This window comes from Shewanella sp. SG44-6, from assembly GCF_014164185.1.
Taxonomy (GTDB): domain Bacteria; phylum Pseudomonadota; class Gammaproteobacteria; order Enterobacterales; family Shewanellaceae; genus Shewanella; species Shewanella vesiculosa.
The window spans coordinates 1-292 of sequence record NZ_JACJER010000356.1 but is presented as its reverse complement, the minus strand read 5'-3'; the positions used below and the strand labels follow the sequence as shown (position 1 = coordinate 292).

General features: G+C 45.9%; 1 tRNA gene. It reads left to right on the top strand.

Going from position 1 to position 292, the window contains the following annotated elements:
* Positions 1 to 29 precede the first annotated feature (29 nt).
* Positions 30 to 105: transfer RNA gene (locus H5185_RS22565), tRNA-Glu, on the top strand.
* Positions 106 to 292: the final 187 nt, after the last annotated feature.

Sequence of the window (292 nt, the reverse complement as noted above, 5' to 3'; positions counted from 1 at the left end):
CTCGATGCAGAGTATAACGTATCAACTGTGTCCCATTCGTCTAGAGGCCTAGGACACCGCCCTTTCACGGCGGTAACAGGGGTTCGAATCCCCTATGGGATACCATATTTAAGATGGTTGAACATAATTCGAAACTGTTTTTTAGAAAAAGTGTTTGATGATCTATATAGCACTGGTGTTTAGCCTACAGACACCAATGAGTATTCACTCGATGCAGAGTATAACGTATCAACTGTGTCCCATTCGTCTAGAGGCCTAGGACACCGCCCTTTCACGGCGGTAACAGGGGTTC